Annotated in this window: 6 protein-coding genes; all 6 read right to left on the minus strand. The window is 62.5% G+C overall.

Annotated features, from left to right (window positions below):
• Positions 1-508: 508 nt before the first annotated feature.
• Positions 509-934, minus strand: coding sequence for a type II toxin-antitoxin system VapC family toxin (locus tag P9A16_RS35400; protein ID WP_278026556.1), 426 nt, complete (start codon positions 932-934; stop codon positions 509-511).
• Complete coding sequence (locus tag P9A16_RS35405) at positions 934-1,188, minus strand: type II toxin-antitoxin system Phd/YefM family antitoxin (protein ID WP_256121134.1); 255 nt, start codon at positions 1,186-1,188, stop codon at positions 934-936. The genes P9A16_RS35400 and P9A16_RS35405 overlap by 1 nt, the downstream gene beginning before the upstream one ends.
• Positions 1,189-1,490: 302 nt before the next feature.
• Positions 1,491-1,799 (minus strand): hypothetical protein, encoded by a 309-nt coding sequence (locus P9A16_RS35410; RefSeq protein ID WP_278026557.1) that lies wholly within the window; start codon positions 1,797-1,799, stop codon positions 1,491-1,493.
• Complete coding sequence (locus P9A16_RS35415; protein ID WP_278026558.1) at positions 1,796-1,981, minus strand: hypothetical protein; 186 nt, start codon at positions 1,979-1,981, stop codon at positions 1,796-1,798. The genes P9A16_RS35410 and P9A16_RS35415 overlap by 4 nt, the downstream gene beginning before the upstream one ends.
• 30 nt (positions 1,982-2,011) lie before the next feature.
• Positions 2,012-2,803 (minus strand): hypothetical protein, encoded by a 792-nt coding sequence (locus tag P9A16_RS35420; protein ID WP_278026559.1) that lies wholly within the window; start codon positions 2,801-2,803, stop codon positions 2,012-2,014.
• A 92-nt stretch (positions 2,804-2,895) separates the two neighbouring features.
• Positions 2,896-3,216: a DUF736 domain-containing protein gene (locus tag P9A16_RS35425; RefSeq protein WP_278026560.1), complete on the minus strand. Its 321-nt coding sequence runs from the start codon at positions 3,214-3,216 to the stop codon at positions 2,896-2,898.
• Positions 3,217-3,369 lie beyond the last annotated feature (153 nt).

Here is a 3,369-nt window from a genome sequence, read left to right on the forward strand (position 1 = left end):
AGTGCCGGGGGCGCAAGCCACCGACCGGACAAGCGATCGTTACCGGGATCGGCGGAGACGGCCTCCGGCTGGCTCCGTGCTCGCATAGAGCGCGGCCGACCGGAACGGGCGGTGGCCCACCAGGATATCGAAGAAGATCACCATCATGGAAAAACGCCCGTTTCCCACGAGGCTCCGGAAAACCCTACGGCGCAATTGGGGAGCGCGGGTTTCCTCCGCCTGCTCCGCTCACCGGCAAGGCCGGTTCGCTGCGGCCGCGGCCGCGCCGTCCTCACGGCGCTGCGGCTGGAAAACGGGCTGCGCCGCCGCAAAACAGTCGGAACAAGAAGAGAGTGTCGGCTGACAGAAACCGATTGCAGCCCCGCGCATAGGCGCGTGGTTGGATCAACGGATCGAACACGTTCCAGGCGCAGGGCTACAGCCAACCGTGTTGGAAGCGAAAGCATGAATCGATTTCAACATCTCTTTCCACCGCTGAACATGACGGCGGGACCGAATCGTCGGAATGCTATTCCGAGAGGTCCCACGGATTGACGAGCGCGACACCCATACCGTCGAAATCCCTCACATTGCGCGTCACCAGGGTCATGCGACGGGTGAACGCCGTCGCCGCGATATAGGCGTCGTTGATAGGCTTTGGATCAGGCACATGCCATCGGGCCGCCTGAACGGCCGCCGCCTCGTCCAGAGGCAGGATACGGCCTGAAAACGTCGTGAGGACGATGTTTTCGAGCCAGTTGCGCAATACTTTGCCGGCGGCGGGATCATTATGCTCCACCAGCCGCACACCAATCTCCAGTTCGTGCAGCACAACAGAGGAAATGAAGGTTTCGGCCGGATCGACGGTTTCGTTCCAGACCACGACGTTGGGATGCGCCTTGCCGCTCGCAACCTTGCGCAGCTCGGACACGACATTGGTATCGAGCAACAGCATCAGGACAGATCGACCGGCTGGGCATGCTCGGTTCGCTGCGGGAGAGGCAAGTCGACGTCTTCCGCTCCCGGCGCGGCCAGCATGTCACCGAGCGTCCGCATTTTGCCGGTAAGCCGCTTGTACTCGTCAAACGACAAAAGGACATGCGCTGGCCGCCCCCTGTCGGTGATGATGACAGGCCCCCCGTTCGCGGCGCGCTTTGCGCGGCCAAGGTCCTGATTGAGTTCCCGGCCTGAAAGTGTGGTGATGCCCATAACAAGCCTCCGACAATTGTGGTTACGTAACCACAATTAACGCGTATAGGCCGGAATTACAAGACGGGACTGCGCCGAGAGCGCAGTCCCGTGCGAATTGCGACAAAATCTCAAAGCCAACGGAGCGACAGAAATCCGTATTGTCCCCTGACGCGAGGGCCTTTCGGGGCGGGAAGGGGAGGGCGAGGGGAGGGGCTTTGGGGCTCCTCTCGTACCGCATCGCGTCCGCTCGATGCGGGTGCGAAGCGGTCACTGGCGCTGCTGCCCCTCCGAGTCGGGAGGAGGAGGGGCAGGCGGGTTTGCTACCGGATGAAACCGAGCTTCACGGCGATGGATGGCTCATAGTCGTGGCCCGCCTCCGCCAGAAGCGCAATCATGTCGGCGTGATCAAGGTTGCGGACCTCGTAGCCCTGCCGGCGTGCCGCCTCGATGATCGCTTCCAAGGTCGGGAATTCCTCCAAGAGCGTGCCGAGCCAGATTTCCGGCGTGCCGAAATCGTCATCGCTCTCGAAGCCCTGAAGAAAGAAGGTGCGTAGCGGCGGATCGAAGCCGATGACAGCCTCGTCGTCCGTTCTCTCGCCTTTCAGAAGGGTAACGGTGTAGCGGCTCATTCGTAGGCCTCGCTTTGCAAATTCCACTCCGTTGTCCACCTTGGATCGTCAAAGTCTGGAACCTCGACGCTGCCATTCTGGAACCCCTCGATGGCGCTCTCGTGATCGGCCGCATCGACTTCGACGTTTATGAGGCGCTCGGCGCAAGATATTTGGATGATGGTGACTGTGTGCTTGCTCACTGGAGATTTCCGTTCCGTTCCGACCAGTGCCTAAAAGGCGAAGGCGGCTTGGCCGCTGGCCTGCATGTAGGTGGCGCTATCGCCCGCCGCGTAACGCTCGCGGCCCAACGCGGACCACTGGAGGAAACCGGCACGGTCATAGCGAAACCAGCCGTCCTCGATGCCGAAGATCATTCCCCAAGCCTCGGCCTCGGCGGATAGGCGGCCGGTATTGATCGGCCAATGCTCGCTGCCCTTGTCCTGACGGCAGACGCTCGGGGCAGAGAAAGCGCGGATGGTGGCGCTTCGGTCGCCGGGTTCGCTCGCCCTGACCGCGCCCATGACCTTGCGGGCGTCGGCGATGGAGATATAGCCCGACGCCTTTTTGTCCTCGTGATGGGAATAGCGGCACCCGAAGGCCACGGCGTGCATGATACACTCTCGCTCCGTGAACTCCCGCGTCGCCAGCAATTCGCGCCATTTCCGCGCCGTGATCAGGTCGACGGCGTGCCACCAGCGCGCGGTCGGGCCGGACGAATAGCCGTGGCGGTTCGGCGCGCCGTTTCGGTCTATCTCGAAACCTAACCGGGCCTCGACATGCTGCACATAGGGATGGTCGGCCAGCAGGGGATGGCGAAGTCCGATTTTGCGCGGCTGCGTTCCATCGGGAGGGCAAACCTCGATGGGATGCCGGAACATGCGCGACGGCAGGTTCCACGGCTCGGGCAGCTCGAAGCCATGTGGGACGGCCAGCGAATTGTTGATGTCGAGAATGGCGAGGTTCGGCGCGAAGCCGTTCTCCACCAGCGCATCGCCCATCGTGTCGGTGTTCGGCGTGTCCACGATTTGCTCCTCCTGAGTTCATCCTTGAAGGTTCGGCTTACGCCGAAGGGGATCGCTCCCCTTCGGGCAGGGCCAGTGTTTCGGTCGCGCCATCAATCCCACGGAATGACAGCCATGAGGTCTTCGTCGTCCTGACCGGGGAACCGGCCAAGATTGGCGTTGAGCCTGCCGTGGCCCGTGCTGACGGAGAGGCTGAGATAGTCGCCGCCGTTCTGGTTCTTCTTCTTCCAGATACCGCCGAGTTCTACGCGTCGGCCGCGAGGGGACTTGGCAAAGATGCGGTAGACCGGGGCGTCCTTGTTGGTGCTGGCGTGGGGTTCGCCGGCGACGTCGATGTCATAGGCGATGGATGCGATATTGCCGCTGAGGGTGCCGTCTTCGTTGAAACGGATGAAGTTGGAAAGTTCGGTCATTGTCTGTCTCCTGAGTTTGCGTTTCCCGAAGGGGAGCCCCCTTGGGCGAAGCCTCCCCGGTCTTTCCGGGGGAATGGCCTCTGACATTCCCCCGGACAGAGGGGGGAGGGCGCAGCCCGCCCCATGGCGGCGGTCGTTCGGGTCAAGGGGTCG

The organism is Shinella sp. 838, assembly GCF_029623935.1.
Classification (GTDB): domain Bacteria; phylum Pseudomonadota; class Alphaproteobacteria; order Rhizobiales; family Rhizobiaceae; genus Shinella.

Bases quoted from the DNA above. Each gene is read 5' to 3' on its own strand.
- P9A16_RS35400 (WP_278026556.1), bottom strand. From the start codon at position 934: ATGCTGTTGCTCGATACCAATGTCGTGTCCGAGCTGCGCAAGGTTGCG.
- P9A16_RS35405 (WP_256121134.1), bottom strand. From the start codon at position 1,188: ATGGGCATCACCACACTTTCAGGCCGGGAACTCAATCAGGACCTTGGC.
- P9A16_RS35410 (WP_278026557.1), bottom strand. From the start codon at position 1,799: ATGAGCCGCTACACCGTTACCCTTCTGAAAGGCGAGAGAACGGACGAC.
- P9A16_RS35425 (WP_278026560.1), bottom strand. From the start codon at position 3,216: ATGACCGAACTTTCCAACTTCATCCGTTTCAACGAAGACGGCACCCTC.